General features: G+C 54.2%; 18 protein-coding genes. 9 read left to right on the top strand and 9 right to left on the bottom strand.

The annotated features are described in order from the left end of the window. Positions 1-2: 2 nt before the first annotated feature. The 3 genes from TALK_RS07970 to TALK_RS07960 form a co-directional block, all read right to left on the bottom strand. Positions 3-1,034 carry a sugar kinase gene (locus tag TALK_RS07970; protein ID WP_085617630.1) on the bottom strand — a complete coding sequence of 344 codons (1,032 nt, stop codon included), beginning with the start codon at positions 1,032-1,034 and terminating at the stop codon, positions 3-5. A gap of 75 nt (positions 1,035-1,109) precedes the next feature. Beyond that, positions 1,110-1,994, bottom strand: coding sequence for a MurR/RpiR family transcriptional regulator (locus tag TALK_RS07965; RefSeq protein ID WP_085617628.1), 885 nt, complete (start codon positions 1,992-1,994; stop codon positions 1,110-1,112). 60 nt (positions 1,995-2,054) lie between these two features. Next, a complete protein-coding gene (locus TALK_RS07960; protein ID WP_085617626.1) occupies positions 2,055-2,444 on the bottom strand; it encodes a RidA family protein in 390 nt (129 codons plus the stop codon). A 204-nt stretch (positions 2,445-2,648) separates the two neighbouring features. Between TALK_RS07960 and TALK_RS07955 the strand changes: the two genes are divergently transcribed. The 5 genes from TALK_RS07955 (at position 2,649) to TALK_RS07935 (ending at position 8,279) form a co-directional block, all read left to right on the top strand. Beyond that, positions 2,649-3,170: a TRAP transporter small permease gene (locus TALK_RS07955; protein ID WP_085617625.1), complete on the top strand. Its 522-nt coding sequence runs from the start codon at positions 2,649-2,651 to the stop codon at positions 3,168-3,170. Then, positions 3,167-4,447: a TRAP transporter large permease gene (locus TALK_RS07950; protein WP_085617623.1), complete on the top strand. Its 1,281-nt coding sequence runs from the start codon at positions 3,167-3,169 to the stop codon at positions 4,445-4,447. Before TALK_RS07955 ends, TALK_RS07950 begins: the two co-directional genes overlap by 4 nt. Before the next feature lie 100 nt (positions 4,448-4,547). Then, a complete protein-coding gene (locus tag TALK_RS07945; RefSeq protein WP_139833755.1) occupies positions 4,548-5,603 on the top strand; it encodes a TRAP transporter substrate-binding protein in 1,056 nt (351 codons plus the stop codon). Positions 5,604-5,693: 90 nt separating this feature from the next. Beyond that, positions 5,694-7,172 carry a M81 family metallopeptidase gene (locus TALK_RS07940; protein WP_085617621.1) on the top strand — a complete coding sequence of 493 codons (1,479 nt, stop codon included), beginning with the start codon at positions 5,694-5,696 and terminating at the stop codon, positions 7,170-7,172. Positions 7,173-7,208: 36 nt separating this feature from the next. Further along, positions 7,209-8,279 carry a D-TA family PLP-dependent enzyme gene (locus tag TALK_RS07935; RefSeq protein ID WP_085617619.1) on the top strand — a complete coding sequence of 357 codons (1,071 nt, stop codon included), beginning with the start codon at positions 7,209-7,211 and terminating at the stop codon, positions 8,277-8,279. An 8-nt stretch (positions 8,280-8,287) separates the two neighbouring features. On the opposite strand, the gene TALK_RS07930 is transcribed toward TALK_RS07935, so the two are convergent. Next, positions 8,288-8,782 carry a hypothetical protein gene (locus tag TALK_RS07930; protein ID WP_085617617.1) on the bottom strand — a complete coding sequence of 165 codons (495 nt, stop codon included), beginning with the start codon at positions 8,780-8,782 and terminating at the stop codon, positions 8,288-8,290. A 222-nt stretch (positions 8,783-9,004) separates the two neighbouring features. On the opposite strand from TALK_RS07930, the gene TALK_RS07925 reads away from it, so the two are divergent. The 3 genes from TALK_RS07925 to TALK_RS07915 all read left to right on the top strand — a co-directional run bounded on the left by TALK_RS07925 (position 9,005) and on the right by TALK_RS07915 (position 11,442). Then, positions 9,005-9,856: an alpha/beta hydrolase gene (locus TALK_RS07925; RefSeq protein ID WP_085617615.1), complete on the top strand. Its 852-nt coding sequence runs from the start codon at positions 9,005-9,007 to the stop codon at positions 9,854-9,856. 138 nt (positions 9,857-9,994) lie between these two features. Next, a complete protein-coding gene (gene lhpI / locus TALK_RS07920) occupies positions 9,995-10,945 on the top strand; it encodes a bifunctional Delta(1)-pyrroline-2-carboxylate/Delta(1)-piperideine-2-carboxylate reductase (RefSeq protein WP_085617613.1) in 951 nt (316 codons plus the stop codon). Then, complete coding sequence (locus tag TALK_RS07915; RefSeq protein WP_085617611.1) at positions 10,942-11,442, top strand: thioesterase family protein; 501 nt, start codon at positions 10,942-10,944, stop codon at positions 11,440-11,442. Before lhpI ends, TALK_RS07915 begins: the two co-directional genes overlap by 4 nt. A 57-nt stretch (positions 11,443-11,499) precedes the next feature. Here TALK_RS07915 and TALK_RS07910 read toward each other — a convergent pair whose 3' ends face one another. Continuing rightward, on the bottom strand, positions 11,500-12,009 hold the full coding sequence (locus TALK_RS07910) for a GNAT family N-acetyltransferase (RefSeq protein ID WP_085617609.1): 510 nt from the start codon (positions 12,007-12,009) through the stop codon (positions 11,500-11,502). A gap of 103 nt (positions 12,010-12,112) precedes the next feature. Between TALK_RS07910 and TALK_RS07905 the strand changes: the two genes are divergently transcribed. Further along, a complete protein-coding gene (locus TALK_RS07905; protein WP_085617607.1) occupies positions 12,113-13,357 on the top strand; it encodes a bifunctional alpha/beta hydrolase/OsmC family protein in 1,245 nt (414 codons plus the stop codon). Positions 13,358-13,432: 75 nt separating this feature from the next. Here TALK_RS07905 and TALK_RS07900 read toward each other — a convergent pair whose 3' ends face one another. The 4 genes from TALK_RS07900 to TALK_RS07885 are packed head-to-tail and all read right to left on the bottom strand — an operon-like array spanning position 13,433 to position 17,324. After that, entirely contained in the window at positions 13,433-13,780 is a 348-nt protein-coding gene (locus TALK_RS07900; protein ID WP_085617605.1) for a RidA family protein, read from the bottom strand. Positions 13,781-13,823: 43 nt separating this feature from the next. Beyond that, the gene (locus tag TALK_RS07895) at positions 13,824-15,125 is read right to left on the bottom strand and encodes a M20 family metallopeptidase (RefSeq protein WP_085617603.1); all 1,302 of its coding nucleotides are present in this window, start codon (positions 15,123-15,125) and stop codon (positions 13,824-13,826) included. Positions 15,126-15,141: 16 nt separating this feature from the next. Further along, positions 15,142-16,284: an NAD(P)/FAD-dependent oxidoreductase gene (locus tag TALK_RS07890; protein WP_085617601.1), complete on the bottom strand. Its 1,143-nt coding sequence runs from the start codon at positions 16,282-16,284 to the stop codon at positions 15,142-15,144. Then, a complete protein-coding gene (locus tag TALK_RS07885) occupies positions 16,281-17,324 on the bottom strand; it encodes a histone deacetylase family protein (protein WP_085617599.1) in 1,044 nt (347 codons plus the stop codon). The genes TALK_RS07890 and TALK_RS07885 overlap by 4 nt, the downstream gene beginning before the upstream one ends. Positions 17,325-17,358 lie beyond the last annotated feature (34 nt).

Below are 17,358 nucleotides of genomic sequence, written 5' to 3'. Positions count from 1 at the left end.
GTTTAAAGCCCAATAAGATCAAGGTCGTTGATATCGACCAATGCGCCGCGCCGTGAAATTACGCGCGCGGCGACTTTTTGCGCAATCGCAATCGCACCGGCAACATCATGGCCGGTTTGGCGCGCGGCCAGATAAGACCCGTTAAAGGAATCGCCCGCCGATGTTGTATCGACAATATCGGTGACTTTGGGGGGCGTTACGGTGCCGGTGCGGAAGGTATTGTTATTACCCTTCCCCTCGCCATCGCCCTCGCCATCGCGGACAGAAAAGAATGTTGGTTCACCGCCGCACTTAACAACGACTTCGCGTGCGCCCAGCGCGTGCCAGCGTTGGGCGGTTGCACTTGGCGTCGTATCGCCAAACAGCGCGCTGTCATCATCAAATGTTGGCAGAACCGTATCGCAATGGGGGGCAATTGCTTGGTAGCTTGCAATGGCGCGATCCTGATCAGGCCAAAGGCGCGGGCGATGATTGGTATCAAAGCACACCTTGCCCCCCTGATCGGCAAAGCGTGTGGTGATGTCGATCAGGGTTTTACGATCCTGTTCGGAAAGGATCGCCAAGGTGATCCCCGAAAGATACAGGCAATCAAAACCGGCAAGGGCGTGGCGCAATGTGGCATCATGGCCGCCTTGCAGCATCTGTTTGGCGGCGGCGTTGTTGCGCCAGTATGAAAAGCTGCGTTCGCCTGTATCATCGGTTTGAATGGCATAAAGACCGGGCAGGGCGCCATCGATCCGGCGCACAAGGCCGGTATCGATATCGTCATCCTGCCATGCGGCAATCATGGCGTCGCTATAGGGATCACTCCCCAGTGCGGTGATATAGGAAACACGGGTATCGCCGTTGGCGTCGTTGTTGTCGCCATTGTCGCTAGTTGATGGGGCGGCAAGCAGTCGCGATGTGCGCGCCATATAGGTTGCTGCATTTAGCGTATCACCGGCAAATCCCAGATTGGCGGCCCCAAAGATGCTGCCAGGTGTTGTTCCGGCAAGTTCGATCATGCATTCGCCGATAAAAGCAGTACGGGTCATTGGGGCCTCGATAGGGATGGGGACGGGAGGGTGATGGGGCTGGGGGCTGCTCTGTTCGTTGGGCAATCCGGGCGATCAGTCGCCAATCGGTTGGCGTCCGGTTGGCAGATTAAGTGTTAACAAGGACGACCTGATCCGGCGCAGTTTTTCCAACGCCCGCTCGGGTGTGCGGCGCGCAACCGCAGTTGCAATGATATCGATGGTCGCCAGAAAGACGTGGCGGGTGGCCGTCGGTTTATAGATATCGGGGTTTTCGGGCATATCGATCCCGATCACCAGATCGCTTTCGGCGGCAAGCGGGCTTTGCGGATGGGTCAGGGATATGACCTTGGCACCGTATTGGCGGGCAATGGCGGCACTGTGGATCAGTTCGGTCGGGCGGCCGCTGGTGGAGATGGCGAAAATCACATCATCCTCGCCAAAGGTCGAGGCCAGCATGCGTTGCAAATAGCCATCGCTTTGGGCCTGTGCCGGGATACCCAGCCGGAAAAAACGGTTTGCCGCATCAAATGCCACCGTGGTCGAGCCACCACCAACCCCGAAAAAAGCAACCTGACGGGCTTTGGCCAGAATATCGGCAGCCTTGTCGATTTCAGCGCTTGAAAGCTGTTCACGCAGCAAACGCAGGTTATCGACGATCACACCAAGCACATGGTTGCTTAGAACATCGGCAGCGGTTGTATCATCGGCCAGATCATCAGGGGCCAGATATTGCATGCTGACCGCAAGGTTCTGTGCCAGACGGATTTTGAAATCGCGAAATCCGTCACAACCAAGGGTCCGGCAAAACCGGATGACAGTCGGTTCGCTGACGCCGACTTTGGCGGCAAGATCGGACAATGCAATGGTGGTGACGTCTTCCAGATGATCCTGAATATAATCAGCAACCAGTTGTTCGCGCGCGGGAAAAGACCCGGCACGGCGACGCAGAAGACTGATGATATCGGCAGCGGGCTGCATAAGGTGGTTCCGATCATTCGTGGGTACGGGGTGCCAATACCGACACCCCGCTGATAATTATCACTTTTCCGGTTTATAGGCGATAGCTTCGATCTCGACCTTGGCATCGACCATCATGCTGGACTGAACCGTTGAACGGGCCGGGCGTTCGCCGGGGAAATATTCGGCATAAACCCGGTTAAATGTCCAGAAATCGCGGGTATCTTCCAGCCAGACATTCATTTTGAAAACATCGTCAAGCGTGCAACCGGCCAGTGCCAGTGCTGCCTTGACGTTTTCCATGGTGAGTTTGGTCTGGGCTTCGATTCCGCCATATTCGATTTCACCGTTTTCTTTCATCGCGACCTGACCCGAGATATAGACGTAATCGCCTGCGCGAACGGCCGGGGAAAATGGAAGCTTCTGACCACCGGCACCGGTGCGTTGATTGCCGAAATGTTGGATCGCCATGGGGGATCTCCCTGTCTTTGTCTTGTGGGTGGCACAAGACACATATGTGCCAAAATGTAGTTAAACTACTTAAAATGTCGTTCTTTACGGCTTGTAAGCCGCTGTATTTGCAATTATGACTCAAAAACATGTAGACAAGCTACATAAATATCATCACGATGTAGAAAAATTACATAAAATATTCATCAGCGGAGATTGAGAAAGATGGCGTTGCGCCGTGTTGAAACCATAGCTGCAATGATCAGCCGGTCGTTAAACTGGGTGGTCGAACGAGTTATTGCAGTTCTGATGCTGGCCCTTGTTCTTGATGTCTGGCTTGGCGTGGTTGATCGTTACATTTTTCACTGGCAAATGAACTGGCCCGAAGAACTGGCCCGTTATCTGATGATCTGGGCGGCACTTTTGGCGATTTCGGCCGGTATTGCACGCCGTGAACACATTGGCATCGGGATGTTTGTCCTGAGCCTGCCAATGCCGATCCAGCGAACCATTTTGTTCTGTGTTGATCTGATCGCGCTGGGGGCCTTTCTTTATCTGGCGATTTACGGGTTTGATTTTGCCGCCGGGGGGATGCGCCGTCAGGCAATGATCTTTGGCATGTCATTGATGTTGCCTTATGCCGCCGTGCCGGTGGCATCGCTGTTGGCAGCGGTTCAACTGTTGTTGGTGGCACTGCGTGATCAGGGTCGTTTTGTTCCTGTCGAACTGGCGGAGGGCGCGGAATGATCGTCGGTATTTCTTTTGTTGTTTTCATGGTTCTGGGCATGCCGATCGGTTTTGCCCTTGGCGTTGCCGGGGTGATCGGACTGTATGACATGGGCGGGGGCATGTTCCTGGCTCAGGGGCCCAGCAAGGTGTTTAACGGGTTAAACGTTTTCCCGTTCCTTGCCATGCCGTTCTTTATTCTGGCGGGTGAAATCATGAACCATATCGGCATTACCAGCCGGTTGGTGAAATTCGCCCAGGCCCTGGTCGGGCATTTTCGCGGTGGTTTGGCCCATACCAATATGCTGGCATCGGTGTTCTTTGCCGGGCTGACCGGTGCGGCAACCGCCGATGCGGCGGCCTTTGGCAAAACACTGGTCCCGGCCATGGTCGAACGTGGCTATCGCCGTGATTATGCCTGTGCGGTGACTGCGGCCGGATCAATCATCGGCCCGACCATTCCGCCGTCCGGTTTGATGGTGGTGTATGGGTCGCTGATGGGGGTATCGATTGGCGGGCTGTTTGCCGCAGGTATCTTGCCGGGGCTTATGATTTGCCTGATTTGCATGACGGTGATTGCGGTAACCGCACGGTCCAAGAACCTGCCGAAAAACGAACGTCGTGCGAACCTTATGGAAATCTGGGTGATTTTCAAATCCTCGATCACGGCATTGATCATGCCCTTGATTATCCTTGGCGGCATTTTGGGTGGGATCGTCACCCCGACCGAGGCCGCATCGGTGGCCGTGGCCTATGCCCTGTTTATCGGCGTGTTTGTTTATCGCGCGCTGACATTTACCGATTTCTTCCGGATGTTGATCCGCACGGCACGGGTAACGGGCGTGATTTTTGTCATCATCGCCTTTGCGTCGATCCTTGGCTGGTGGCTGAGCTTTAACCGCATCCCGCAAGAAGTCGCCAGCCTTGTGCTGAGCCTGTCATCTGATCCCTATATGGTCATTTTCATGATCGTTGCCTTGTTGCTGATGATCGGGATGGTCATGGATATCAATGCAATCCTGATCATTCTGGCCCCGGTTCTGGTGCCATTGACCGCACAGATCGGGATGGACCCGATCCATGCCGGGATCATCTTTGTCTTAGCCCTTAACATCTCGTTGATGACGCCGCCCGTGGGGGCGTGCCTGTTTGTGTTGTCATCGGTGACGGGTGAAAAGCTTGAAAAAATTGCTGCCCAGCTTTGGCCGTTCCTTTTGGCGGAACTGGGTGTGCTGTTCCTGTTTGCCTTTTGGTCGGACCTTGCACTGCTTGTACCGCGATTGCTTGGTTTCCGGTAACCCGGGGCAATGAAAAACCCCGGTCAGGTCCGGTCCGGGGTGCCGAATTCGGTAATGATACGGACAGAAAGAACGTTCTTTAATTCAGGAGAGGCAGAATATGAAAACGATGAAACGTTTTGGGGCATTTGCCCTTGCGACGGCCATGTTGGCCAGCAGCACGTCATTGGCTTATGCGGAACCAAAGGTTCTGAAATTTGCCCATGATAATAAAGAAGACCCGTTTGATAATCCGGCACATGCTTGTACCGCTGTTTTTGCCAATATTGTCGAAGCCGACACCAATGGCGAAATCAAGGTCGAAGTTTATCCGTCCAACCAGCTTGGTTCGGCGGCAGAACATGTGCAGATGGTGCGTGATGGTTTGATTCAGGCGACCCTGACATCGACCGGGGCGATTGCATCGTATTATCCGCGCATCGACGTTCTGAACCTTGCCTTTGCCTTTGACAGCAACGCATCGACCTATGACGTGTTTGATGGTCCGTTCGGTCAGAAACTGGCCGGTGATATCGAAAACACCCTTGGTGATGTCAAGGTTCTTGGTTTCCCCGATACCGGCGGGTTCTTTGCCGTGACCAATTCCAAGCATCCGATTGCAAAACTGGAAGATTTCAAAGGCATTCGTGTGCGCACCATGTCATTGCCGTCACACCAGAAAATCATGCAGGCATTGGGTGCCGAAGCCTATCCGATGGCTTGGGGCGAAGTTTATGCCGGTCTTCAGACGGGCGTAATCGACGGCCAGATGAACCCGGTTCCGACCGTGACCTTCGCGAAATTCAACGAAGTTCAGGGCTATTTGACCCTGACCAATCACTTGTTCTCGCCTTACACCTTTATGCTGTCGAAAGCATTCTGGGATGATTTGACTGCTGATCAGCAGAAAATCGTCCGTTATGCGGCACAGTCTTGTGTGGTTGCCAGCCGGGGTGTTTCACGCGTGATCGAAGCATCGGATCGTGGTCTTAAAGGCCTGACCGATAAAATGGAAATCACTGCATTAAGCTCGACCGAGCGTCAGAAGCTTAAAGATGTGACCCAGCCGGTCGTGGTTAAACACGTTCAGGAATCTTTGGGCACGGAAGGCGTTGAACTTCTCGAACTGTTCCAGACAGAAGTCGATAAGGCCAACGCCCACCGCTACATGGAATAAACCCATGCGCGTGCGGGTGGTCCATCACCCGCACGCATTTTCTTTTGCACATAAATTATGATGAATACAAAGAACAAAAAGGATGGGGTCATGAGGATTTTTTGCGCCTCGATTGCGACCGAAACCAATACATTTTCGCCATTGCGCACGGATTTTTCCGATTTCAAGGAAAGTTTTTATGCCCCGCCGGGCCAGCATCCGGTAACCCCGACGCTTTGCAGTGCTGTATTTACCGAGGCGCGTCTTCGTGCTGCCAAGGAGGGCTGGGATTTGATCGAAGGAACCGCCACTTGGGCGGAACCGGGCGGCTTGGTCAATCGCGAAACTTATGAAAATCTGCGTGATGAAGTTCTGGGTCAGTTACGGGCGGCCTTGCCGGTTGATGCGGTTATTCTGGGTCTGCACGGGGCGATGGTCGCGCAAGGCTATCTTGATTGCGAAGGCGACCTTCTTGCCCGTATTCGTGAAATTGTCGGGCCGGATGTGATTATTGGCACCAGTTTTGATCCGCATAGTCATTTGACCGAACTCCGGGTTTCCAACGCGGATGTCATCGTCGCGTTCAAGGAATTCCCCCATACCGATTTTGTCGAAACCGGTCGTTCGGTTGTTGATCTGGTGTTGCGCACGCTGCGCGGTGAAATTACCCCGACCAAAGCTGTCTTTGATTGCCATATGATCGAAGTTTTGCCGACATCGCGCGAACCGATGCGGTCGTTTATCGACCGTGCCAAGGCGCTTGAAGGAACTGGTGATATCCTTTCGGTTTCGTTCATTCACGGCTTTATGGCTGGTGATGTGCCCGATTTGGGGGCCAAGGTGATTGTCACCACCAACAATAATCCGACTAAGGCCCGCGAGACTGCGGAAACACTGGGACACGAACTTTTCGGGTTCCGCGGGACGACCCGGCCAAGTTTTGTGACCCCGGATGTCGCCCTTGATCAGGCCTTGGCAAGTGATGCCAACGATGCCAAGCCGATTGTTCTGACCGATGTCTGGGATAATCCGGGTGGCGGTGTTCCGGGCGATAGCACGATATTGCTGCGTGCAGCAATGGCGCGGGGATTGAGTGATTTTGCGGTTGGCACCGTCTGGGACCCGATGGCCGTGCGTATTTGCATTTCCGCGGGCGAGGGCGCGACATTACCATTGCGTTTTGGCGGTAAAACCGGTGCGCATGCGGGGGCCCCGATTGATGCCGAGGTTCGGGTAAAAACCATCCGTCGTGATTCCTGGCAGTATTTTGGCGACAGCATTGTGCCATTGGGCGATTGTGCGGTGATTGAGCTTCCGGGGGGCGGCGAGGTGATCTTGAATTCCAACCGGTCGCAAAGTTTCGATCCCAGCCTGTTTTCAAATATGGGCATTGATCCGACGGCAAAAAAATATTTGTTTATCAAATCGACCAATCACTTCTACGATGCGTTTGCCAAAATCGCAGGCGAGATCATTTATGTCGATGTCCATGGGCCTTATCCGTCCGATCCGAAAACTAATGGATATCGCCATGTGACCCGCCTGCTTTGGCCGATTGTTGATGATCCGTTTGCCGCCAAGGCAAGCTGAATATCCGTTACGCACCCAATAAAGGACGCCGCCCCAATGGCCCAATCGCCGCAATATTCCGAACTTGATACGCCTTGTGCTGTGGTCAATCTTGATGTTGTCGATCGCAATATCGACACCTATCAGGCCTATTGCGACAAACACGGGATCGGGCTGCGTCCGCATATCAAAACCCATAAAATTCCGGCCTTTGCCGCCCAACAGGTCAAGGCCGGTGCGATTGGCATCACATGCCAGAAAATCGGTGAAGCCGAAGTCATGGCTGATGCCGGGCTGGACGACATTCTGTTGACCTATAACGTGTTGGGCGACCGTAAATTGGCGCGGTTGCGCGCGTTGTTTGATCGGGTCAAAAGCCTGCGTGTGGTTGCCGATAATGCGGTTGTGGTCGATGGTTTGTCCAAAGCCTTTGCCGATAGCGCCAAACCCTTGGAAGTTCTTGTGGAATGCGACACGGGTGGCGGGCGTTGCGGTGTGCAGAACCCGGCCGAGGCCGTTGATCTGGCACAGAAAATAACATCTTTGCCGGGGCTGAAATTTATTGGATTGATGACTTATCCGGCAACTGGCAGCGGGTCAAAAGTCGAGGCATTTTTCACCAAAGCCATGGCGGAACTTGAGACCCTTGGCATTAACTGCCCGGTGCGCAGTTCCGGTGGGACGCCGGATATGTGGCTGGCCCATGAAGTGCCGAGCGTGACTGAACATCGCATCGGTACTTATATCTATAATGACCGGTCGTTGATGGCCAAAGGCGTTTGCAAGGAAGATGATTGTGCGCTTCGGGTTTTGACCGAAATCGTATCTTTGCCTGCGCCGGGCCGGGCGATTATTGATGCCGGGTCCAAGGTTTTAACCTCGGATTTGCTGGGGCTTGAGGGGTATGGCTATGTCGTTGGTCATCCCGAGGTCGCGGTCAAGGCATTGTCTGAGGAACATGGCATTTTACAGTTCGACCCGACGCTTAAACCGTTTGAAATCGGCCAGCGGATCGAAGTCATTCCGAACCATGTGTGCGTCGTCAGCAATATGCTGGATCAGGTGCATCTGGTACGTGACGGCGACGTCGAAACGGTTGAAGTCGCGGCACGGGGATGTGTGCTTTAGGGCGCTTTCTATGCCGGATCGTGATTGGGTAAATAGCCGGTAAACCCGGTGATTAGCCATTTACCATCGGGCTGCTTTTCGCAGTAATAATGGGTTTTCCAAAGCAGACGGTCATGTGATCCGTCTGCTTTTTTTATGGTGCCGTTAAAATGTTTGCGCACCAGTGCGCGGTTGCCGGTGATATCGATTTTGGAAAGCTCGGTAGCGCGGAAAACGCCGTCAAACAGGTTTTCGGCATAGTCGATACCTTGCGCGGCAAGGGCCTGGCGCAGCCATTCATCGCGATAGGTCGCCAAATCGGGAAACATCATTTTCCACGCGTCGGGATCGTCCGACTTGCAGGCATCAATCGCATAGAACCCGTCGGCCTTGAAATCATCTTTGACCATTGACCAATCAGCCGCGACAAAAGCCGCGATATCGCGCGGCACCAACATTGCCCATATCTGGTTGCGGTCGGTATCATCGGCGGCAAACGGGCTTTGGGTTTTGGCGCTGATCATGGTCTATCCTGCTGATTGTAAAACCGATTTTGTTATTTTGCCATTGGCCGTAATCGGATTCAATCGACTTGCATGCCAAAGTCCTGGAATTAGGCCCGATTGCGCGAAGCATTTGCAAATGCAGTAAAAATAAAGAAAGATCATAGGTCATAATGACGTTGTAAACCGGTTTTACCGGGTTGGACGCTATAGGTCCTGAACCGATATTGATATGAGGTACCAATGAGCTGGGGTGGGTTCACTGCTGCGGAACTGGAATGGCAATATAACGCCCGTGAAACCGTTCCCGAATTCATGACCCATGTCGAACGAACTGTTCGGTTGTCGGACGATACGCGCGCCTGTACCAAACACAGCCTTGATATCCGTTATGGCGATGGGCCAAAGGAAACCATGGATGTTTATTTGGCCGATGCACCGGGGGCGCCGGTTCATGTGTTTTTCCATGGGGGATATTGGTGCAGTCGGGACAAAAAGGATTATGCCTTTGTCGCACGCGATTTGGTTGCTGCCGGTTTTACGGTGATTTGCCCCAATTACGATTTATGCCCGGATGTGACAATTGCCGATATAACCGATCAGGCGGTGCAGGCGATTATACATATTTATCAAAATGTTGAACAGTTTAACGGTGACCGTGACCGGATCAGCATATCGGGGCATTCCGCCGGTGGACAGATTGTCGCCCGTCTTGCATCCCATGATTGGCATGTGACCTTAAACGATGACCACCCATTTTGCGCGATTGTTCCGGTATCGGGCATGTTTGATCTTGAACCGATCCGCCATACGTCGCTGAACGATAAAATCGGCCTTGATGCAGCATCGGCGGCGGATAATTCGCCCATGCTGGATGCGGTCCCGCACGAGGTCAAGATGATGGTCGTGGTCGGTGGTAATGAAAGCCCGGAATTTGCCCGCCAAAGCGATGCCTATGCGGCCTATTGCGAGCGCGGCGGACTTCATGTGCCGGTCTATAAGGCATGGGGGGCAAACCATTTTACCGTGCTTGAAGAATTATATCTTGGGACCGGTTCTTTGTTTGGCCATCTGAAACGCTTTTTGCAGCCCTGATCGCATCATTTCGGGGCAGATTTTCCACCGGTTTTCGGGTGAAAAACAGCGTGCGATCCTGTGACGCGGGCCTTTGGGTATGGTATAAGATATTCACGCTACCACTTTGAAAACCAAAATAAATTCACAGGAAGGCTCATGCGTTTCGTATCCGCCGAAGAAATCGATAAATTCGTCTCGCCCCGCGATCTGGTCGAAGCCCTGCGACAGGGGTTTGCCGCGGGCTGCGAAGCCCCGTTGCGCAGCCATTTCAACATGGAACGAAGTAACGAAGACGATGCAACATTCCTGATCATGCCTGCCTGGCAAAAGGATGGTGCCGCCGGGGTCAAGGTTGCCGCCGTTGTGCCGGGCAATTCGGCGCGCGGTCTTCCTGCGGTTTCGGGTACTTATATCCTGCTGGATGGTGTTACCGGGCAACCATCGGCGGTGATTGATGGCACCAAATTAACCACGCGCCGCACAGCGGCAGCATCGGCACTGGCCGCAGATTACCTTGCGCGCAAGGATACGCGCGAAATGGTTATGGTTGGTTCCGGGGCGATGGCGCCCAATCTGATCAATGCCCATGCATCGGTGCGCCCGATCAAAAAGGTCACGATCTGGAACCGCAATGGCGATAAGGCCCGTGCGCTGGCGCTTGAAACCGCGGCCCTTGGTTTTGATGCGGTTGGCACCGATGATTTGGAAACGGCTTGCAAGACAGCGGATTTGATTTCATGCGCGACATTGTCGACCGAACCGCTGGTGCGCGGGGCATGGTTGCGCGATGGCACGCATGTTGATCTGGTTGGCGCGTTCAAGCCGACCATGCGCGAAACCGATGATGCCTTGATGCAAAAATGCCGGATTTATGTCGACAGTTTCGAAGGGGCCAGTGCCGAAGGCGGCGATGTGGTTCAGGCGCTAAAGGCGGGATCAATTGCCAAGTCCGATATTCTGGGCGACCTTTTCGGGCTGACACGCGGCGAGGTCAAGGGCCGGGAAACCGACGGTGAATGCACGGTGTTTAAATCGGTCGGTCATTCGCTGGAAGATTTCGTCGCAGCCGTTGCCGTGGTCAAGGCGGTGGAAGGGGCGGGGAAATGATCAGTACCGATCTTTTCGCCCCGGAAATGCTTGAAAGTTATCGCGGGGTCGTGCCGAAGGAATGGATTGATTTCAACGGGCACGTCAATGTTGGCTATTATGTTGTTGGTTTTGATCTGGGGTCGGTCGCGTTTCTTGACGCGGTCGGGATGGGGACGAGCTATCCGGAACGGCGCGGGTTTTCGACCTTTGCCCTTGAAATGCATGTGACCTATGACCGGGAAATTCACTTAAACGATCCGTTTGTGATCCATACGCAAGTCCTTGATTGCGATCACAAACGCATTCACATGTATCACGAATTGCGCCATGGCACCGAAGGCTGGCTTTCGGCGACCAATGAAATCATCACCATGCATATCGATATGGATAAACGCCGGTCGGCGGCGTTTCCCGATGATATTCAGAAAACACTCGATCTGATCTGTGATGCGCACAAGGACCTGCCGGTACCAATCGGTGTTGGCCGCAAGATTGGCATTCGTCGCGCAGAATGACCGATTTTAAATCGTCTGATGAAAATAAACCCGCATCATTTGGTGCGGGTTTTTGCATCAGGCGACCTTTACAAACACCTTGCAGATTTCGCCGCTGTTATTGACGTCCTGATCACGTTCATAGGTCAGGCCAAGTTTGGTCAGTAATTTGAGTGACGCAATGTTTTCGGGCAGGCTGTAGCCGAATATCCGATCAAAGCCCAATGTGTCATGTCCGTAATTCAGCAATGCTTCGTTGACTTCAAAGGCATAGCCTTGGCCCTGAAAGGATTGCGCAATCGCATAGCCGATATCGGGTCCATCCAGCGTGTCGCGCTTTACAAAGCCGCAAAGTCCAACCGGGGTGCCCGTTTCCTTTGCGATGACAATATAAGACCCGAAACCATTTTTCAGGTAGCTCGACAGAAGTCGTTCATCGATATAGCTGCGCGCGGCATCAAGATCGTGAATGTTGCGATCACCGATGAACCGGATCCAGCCCGGTTCGTTCAGCAATTGCAAGATAAAGGGCGCGTCGTCATGTGTGGCGTGACGCACAATCGTTCTTTCGGTTTCCAGTATTGTCACACTGTATTACCCTTGGCTTTGTGGTGGCGACGTCAGGTATGCTAGCGCAGAAATTGTAAAAACAAAGAACGATTTCAACAAATACCGACAGCGGAGGTTCGTTATGGCTGTAAGGCCGATCAAACTTAGCTTTGAAGGGGCACTGGGCGCGAAACTTTCGGCCCGGTTGGACCTTCCGACGGGTCCGGTCCGGGCCTATGCCCTGTTTGCGCATTGTTTTACCTGTTCCAAGGATTTGACCGCCGCGCGCAAGATCGCGCAATCGCTAACCATGCAGGGCATCGGGGTGTTGCGATTTGATTTTACCGGGCTTGGCGGATCGGGCGGGGATTTTGCCTCGACCAATTTCACATCCAATCTGGATGATTTGCGCCGTGCCGCCGATTTCTTGCGTCATGAATTTGCAGCGCCGAGTTTGCTGATCGGGCATTCATTGGGCGGGGCGGCGGTTTTGGCTGTTGCCGATAGTGTGCCAGAGGCAAAGGCCATCGCCACCATCGGTGCGCCTGCCGATATTGAACATGTGACGCATAACTTTGCCGATTACCTTGATAATATTGCCCGCGACGGGCAGGCAGAGGTATCGCTTGGCGGGCGACCGTTTGTGATCAAACAGCAATTTGTGGATGATCTGCGCGCCCATGATGTTGAAACATCAGTTGGCAAATTGCACAAGGCGCTTTTGGTCATGCATGCACCGATGGACCAGACCGTCGGGATTGACAATGCCAGCCGTATTTTTGCTGCTGCCAAACACCCCAAAAGCTTTGTGTCGCTGGACACGGCAGACCATTTGTTGCGCGATCCCGATGACGCGGCCTACGCGGCTGATGTGATTTCTGCCTGGGCGAAACGGTATATCACGACGGATGAACCGGCCGGTGATGATAACGATATTCCCGATGGGGCGGTTGTGGTGCGTGAAACCGGGCTTGGCAAATTTCAGGCGATGGTTCTGGCCGGTCATCATCGCATGCTGGCCGATGAGCCGGAAAGTGTTGGCGGTTTTAACAGTGGTCCGTCCCCCTATGATCTTCTGGCGGCGGCCCTTGGATCCTGTACGGTGATGACGATCCGCATGTATGCCGATCAAAAACAAATCCCGGTTGATGGCATTCGGGTTGAAGTCCGCCATGATAAAATCCACGCGTCTGATTGCATGGAATGCGGTGCGGAGTTCGCGCAAAAAAGTGGAAAGATCGACCGATTTGAACGGATCATTACCCTGCATGGCGATTTCACCGATGACATCCGTGAAAAACTGATCGCGATTGCCAATAAATGCCCGGTGCATCGTACTCTGGAAGCCAAATCCCTGATCGTGACGGGTGATGAGCGCAGCAGGTAGCCTTGCGCAGACCCAAACAAAAACGCCCGGCGATAAATCGACCGGGCGTTTTGCATTGGCAAACAGATCGTCGAATTACGGTTTGGCCGCAACGATCATAAATTCAACCAGATAATCCGGGGTGGCGAGCTTTGCTTCGCCGCAGGCACGGGCCGGGGTGTGACCCTGTGGAACCCATGCGTCCCAGATTTCATTCATTTTGCCGAAATCGGCCATGTCAGCCAGCCAGATGGTGGTCGACAGGATGTTTTCCTTGGACGAGCCACATTCCGCCAGAAGGGCATCAACCTTGGCCAGGCATTCCTTGGTCTGGTTGGTGACGTCGCTGCCCGGTTCGCCAACCTGACCGGCAAGATAGATGGTGTCGCCATGGACAACGGCCTGGCTCATACGCGGGCCGGTGTGGAAACGCTGAATGCTCATTGGGATCTCCTGATATCAAGTTTGGTTTTGAATTTGGGGTGATTTATGCCGGTTGGGTATCACGTTTGGCCGTACCGCACCAGTCGGCAATGAACAGGGCAAGAACCTCGGTGACTTCCATCATGCTGGAAATCGAAACCCGTTCGTCAATGCCATGAATCCGTTCGGCTTTCGGGCCATAACAGGTGGCCGGGATGTTGCCGTAAATCTGGAAAAAACGCGCGTCTGTCGTTGCGGTCGAGGCATAGTTTTTGATCACATTGCCGGTGACTTCCTGATGGATGTCGCCGATCATGGTCATCATTGGATGGGTTTCATCCATCACACAGCCTTCGGCCTGAAAACCGCGATAGGTAATGTCAAATTTTGCCCCCTTGCAAGAAGGGTGGTTTTCAAGGGCACTTTGGGCGACGGCCTCGATGGTTTCGCGGACCTTGGCCAATTCCATCCCCGGATAGAATCCAACCCGGATATCAGCCGAACAAACCGGCGGAACGGTGGATGCCCATTCACCGCCTTCGATCTTGCCAAGATTGAAATTGACCGGATGAACATGTGCGCCGTAAGCCGCATGACGATGGGTGGGATGGTTCCAGATTTCTTCGACTTCTTTCAGGGTTTCGAAAAAGCCAAAGGCCGCTTCGATGGCGTTGCTGCCAGCCGAGGTGTCGAGAACATGCGCCGGGCTTCCGGTGACGTGAAGCTGAAACCACATCACGCCAAGCTGGGCGGTCATCAGGGTTTGGCTGAACGGTTCGGGGATGATGGCGCAATCGGCCTTGTAACCGGCATGAAGGCAAGCCAGCGCACCATTGCCGGTGCATTCTTCCTCGACCACGGATTGCAGGATGACCGGGGCGGCAGGTTCCAGCCCCAGATCATGCAGGGCCGCCAGCGCATGGCAATAGGCAATGATCCCGGCCTTCATATCGCCAGCCCCCCGGCCATAAAGCCAGTCGCGTTCGACATAGGGATCAAACGGGCCGCGCCGCCATTGCGCCACCGGGCCGGTCGGCACCACATCAATATGTCCGTTTAAAATCAGGCTGCGCCCGGTCTGTTTGGCCGGTTTATGCAGGCCCACAATGTTTTCGCGCCCGCTATATTCCGTCGTAACCACCGGGGAAAAGCCCGGCTGATCACGCAGGGCATTGATATCGATCTTTACCCGTTCGACCGCAAGCCCCATATCGGCAAACCGATCCGCGACCCAGTTTTGCGCCGGGGCCTCGTTCCCCAGAAGACTGTCATGACGGACCAAGGCGCAGAGATCATCAATCGCACGATCCCGGCGATTGGCAACGGCGTTACGAAGGGCATTGCGATCAAGGTTTTGGGACGTCATGACGGGCTCCGTATTTTCAGGCTGGTTTGCCAAGGCCGGGACGGGTGGCGGCAAGGGCGTCTTCGGTGATGCCGATTTTTGCCATCCGGGCCGGAACACCATCGCCACAGATCACACTTGCGGCATATTCGCCCATGGCAGGGGCGGTTTGAATGCCATAGCCGCCCTGACCGGCAAGCCAGTAAAAGCCACCCATTTCGGGATCAAAGGCCGAAACCGGATCACCATCGGCAAAGAAACTGCGCAAACCTGCCCATGCTTCGCCCGGACGGTTGATTTTAAGTGTCGTTGCTGTCATCAGACGATCAATGGTGATGGCGATATCAAGTTCTTCGGGCTGGACATCATGGGGTACGGTGGGTGTCGTATCGGATGGCGATACCAGCAGGCGACCGGCGTCTTCCTTGAAATAAAGACCTTCGCCAATGTCAGACACCATATGCCAGCCAAGGGCATTAACGTCACTTGGTAAATCCACCATCACGGCTGTGCGGCGCTTGGGCGTGATTCCCAGCGGTTTGGCACCTGCCTTTTGTGCGATTTCGTCGGCCCATGCCCCGGCTGCATTGACAATAATCGCCGCTTCATAGGTTTCATTGCCAGCGGTTACCTGCCAGCCGGTGGCGGTTTTTGCGATGGCGCTGACATCGGCATTGACTACCAATTCACCACCAAGCTTTTTGAAATGCCGGATAAATCCCCAATGCAGGGCATGGACATCAATATCCATGGCATCGGTTTCAAGCGCACCGCACGAAATCAGATCGGTATTCAGGATCGGGATCAGTTTTTTGATGTCATCGGCTGTCAGGGCGACAACATTGGCACCGTTGGCCCGCCCGTCGGTCAGGACTTCGTCAATCGCGCCTTCATTGCCCGGTGCGGCGGTCAGGATCACACCGCGCGGGGTCAGGATGGGGTTTTCGGTAAAACCGTCGGGCGGGGTCAGGAAAAAGTCGCGGCTGGCGGTTGACATTTTGCGGATGATTTTCGGGCCATAGGTTTCGCTGTAAAGGGCAGCAGACCGGCCGGTGCTGTGATAGCCCGGTTGGTCTTCGCGTTCCAGAACCGTGATCGACTTGCCACGTTTGGCCAGAAAATAGGCCGTCGACATTCCGGCAATACCGCCGCCAATGATCAGGATATCGGATGTTTTCATTCGGGGCTCTCCGCGATGGTGGCGCGAAATGCGCTGACAAACTGAAAAAGGTTTTCTGCCAGTGTGTTACTGACATACCCACCTTCCTGCACTAGCACGGTTGGCAGTTTGACGCCGCCAATTTTTTTACCGATTTCGGCAAAACCGTCCGGCGTGATTGCAAGTCCGCCAAACGGATCGTCCTGTGATGCATCCAGACCAAGTGCAATTACAACTGCATCGGCGCTGAAATGATCAATCATGGAAAGCGCACGATCAAGGGCAGCCAGAAAGACGTCATTGCCGCTGCCAAGGGGCAGGGGATAGTTGTGATTAAAGCCAAGCCCGGCATCTTGGCCGCGTTCTTCGGCATGGCCCCAGAAAAACGGATAAAACACGCCGGGATCGGCATGGATCGATAATGTCATGACATCATCGCGGGTATAGAAAATATGTTGTGTGCCATTGCCATGATGCAAATCGACATCAAGGATGGCGACGCGGTCATATTTGGCGCGCAGTTCCTGTGCGGCTATGGCGCTGTTATTAAGGTAACAGAACCCCCCGGCGATATCGCGGCTGGCATGATGGCCGGGCGGGCGGCACAGGGCATAGGCCGATTTATGGCCATGATCGCGCACATCACGGGCCGCGGCGATAGCGGCCTGTGCACTGGCATAGGCCGATTGCCATGTGGTTTTTGATACCGGGCAGGATGTATCGCCCAAATGAAAACCTGCCTTGCCGATATGGGATCGTGGATAGGGCCCCATCCGGTCAAAGGGGTGGATGCTGGGCACCACGAGTTCCGATCCGCCTGCGGTTTTCCATTCATCGTGAATGGTTTGCAGGAATTTCAGATATTCCGGCGCATGAATGGCGGCAATCGGACCCATGCCAAAATCACCGGGTTCGCGCAAATCAAGGCCAAGCCGTTTGACGGCTGTGGACAGGATTTCGGCGCGTTCCGGAACTTCGGGGATCGGCTTTGGTTCGCCTGCGACCATGAATGTCTGGCCGTGATGACGAAGCTGATCGTCTGAAAAATAGGCATGCATCATGCGCGCCGCCTTTCGTTGGCTATGCTTTGTTGCG

This window comes from Thalassospira alkalitolerans, from assembly GCF_002115745.1.
GTDB classification, from domain to species: domain Bacteria; phylum Pseudomonadota; class Alphaproteobacteria; order Rhodospirillales; family Thalassospiraceae; genus Thalassospira; species Thalassospira alkalitolerans.
This window is presented reverse-complemented; position numbering and strand designations above follow the sequence as displayed.

Bases quoted from the DNA above. Each gene is read 5' to 3' on its own strand.
- TALK_RS07925 (WP_085617615.1), top strand. From the start codon at position 9,005: ATGAGCTGGGGTGGGTTCACTGCTGCGGAACTGGAATGGCAATATAAC.
- lhpI (WP_085617613.1), top strand. From the start codon at position 9,995: ATGCGTTTCGTATCCGCCGAAGAAATCGATAAATTCGTCTCGCCCCGC.
- TALK_RS07965 (WP_085617628.1), bottom strand. From the start codon at position 1,994: ATGCAGCCCGCTGCCGATATCATCAGTCTTCTGCGTCGCCGTGCCGGG.
- TALK_RS07930 (WP_085617617.1), bottom strand. From the start codon at position 8,782: ATGATCAGCGCCAAAACCCAAAGCCCGTTTGCCGCCGATGATACCGAC.
- TALK_RS07945 (WP_139833755.1), top strand. From the start codon at position 4,548: ATGAAAACGATGAAACGTTTTGGGGCATTTGCCCTTGCGACGGCCATG.
- TALK_RS07905 (WP_085617607.1), top strand. From the start codon at position 12,113: ATGGCTGTAAGGCCGATCAAACTTAGCTTTGAAGGGGCACTGGGCGCG.
- TALK_RS07895 (WP_085617603.1), bottom strand. From the start codon at position 15,125: ATGACGTCCCAAAACCTTGATCGCAATGCCCTTCGTAACGCCGTTGCC.
- TALK_RS07955 (WP_085617625.1), top strand. From the start codon at position 2,649: ATGGCGTTGCGCCGTGTTGAAACCATAGCTGCAATGATCAGCCGGTCG.
- TALK_RS07940 (WP_085617621.1), top strand. From the start codon at position 5,694: ATGAGGATTTTTTGCGCCTCGATTGCGACCGAAACCAATACATTTTCG.
- TALK_RS07970 (WP_085617630.1), bottom strand. From the start codon at position 1,034: ATGACCCGTACTGCTTTTATCGGCGAATGCATGATCGAACTTGCCGGA.
- TALK_RS07915 (WP_085617611.1), top strand. From the start codon at position 10,942: ATGATCAGTACCGATCTTTTCGCCCCGGAAATGCTTGAAAGTTATCGC.
- TALK_RS07950 (WP_085617623.1), top strand. From the start codon at position 3,167: ATGATCGTCGGTATTTCTTTTGTTGTTTTCATGGTTCTGGGCATGCCG.
- TALK_RS07960 (WP_085617626.1), bottom strand. From the start codon at position 2,444: ATGGCGATCCAACATTTCGGCAATCAACGCACCGGTGCCGGTGGTCAG.
- TALK_RS07900 (WP_085617605.1), bottom strand. From the start codon at position 13,780: ATGAGCATTCAGCGTTTCCACACCGGCCCGCGTATGAGCCAGGCCGTT.
- TALK_RS07890 (WP_085617601.1), bottom strand. From the start codon at position 16,284: ATGAAAACATCCGATATCCTGATCATTGGCGGCGGTATTGCCGGAATG.
- TALK_RS07935 (WP_085617619.1), top strand. From the start codon at position 7,209: ATGGCCCAATCGCCGCAATATTCCGAACTTGATACGCCTTGTGCTGTG.
- TALK_RS07885 (WP_085617599.1), bottom strand. From the start codon at position 17,324: ATGATGCATGCCTATTTTTCAGACGATCAGCTTCGTCATCACGGCCAG.